Genomic DNA, 623 nt, shown 5'->3' with positions numbered 1-623 from the left:
GGGTCGGAGAGAGCCACCGACGCCAGCCCCTCGGAGAACCGGTAACAACGCGGCCATCGCGGACCCCAGAACTGAAAGTCGATGACCGTGTTGCCCTGCAGGTCCACGAATCCCACCTTGCCGTCGCGGCAGACCCCGATCTTCGGGTTCTCCTCCGCCTCCCCTCGCACGACGCCATAAATTTGGTCATACGAGGCGGGGAGGACCCAACGCCCCTTTTCATCGAGCAGGCCGCTCTTACCGTTCAGAACGGCGGCGCAGGTCCCCCGGGGGCAAGTGGACGTCGGGGGCTCGTCGAACACGAAGTCCGTGATCGCCTCGTTTCTGCCGTTCACGTACCCCCACTTGTCCCCGCTCTTCACCCCGAACAGGTTCGTGCCGAAGATGTAGATGAACTCCTCGTACACGATCGGCAGCACAGGCCGTCCCTTCTCGTCGATGATCCCGTATAGGTCGCCGCTCTTCACAATTCCCACCCCATCCTGGATCACACCGGCATATTTGTATTGGGGCGGAACGACAACCTTTCCAGTGAGGTCCACATAGCCCTCAAGGTTCCCGGGGCCTTCGAAATACGAGAGGACATCGGCAGGCGATACATATTTCGCGGAGAAATCCCTGAC

At 60.8% G+C, this 623-nt stretch carries 1 protein-coding gene and 1 pseudogene; both read right to left on the bottom strand.

The window, feature by feature from the left end:
• On the bottom strand, positions 1–491 hold a 491-nt coding region (locus tag EII26_RS12900), incomplete at its 3' end, for a WG repeat-containing protein (protein ID WP_233572764.1).
• A 3-nt stretch (positions 492–494) separates the two neighbouring features.
• Positions 495–542: pseudogene (locus tag EII26_RS13715) on the bottom strand (hypothetical protein); the annotation flags it as partial.
• Positions 543–623: the final 81 nt, after the last annotated feature.

Source organism: Fretibacterium sp. OH1220_COT-178 (assembly GCF_003860125.1).
Lineage (GTDB): Bacteria > Synergistota > Synergistia > Synergistales > Aminobacteriaceae > CAJPSE01.
This window is presented reverse-complemented; position numbering and strand designations above follow the sequence as displayed.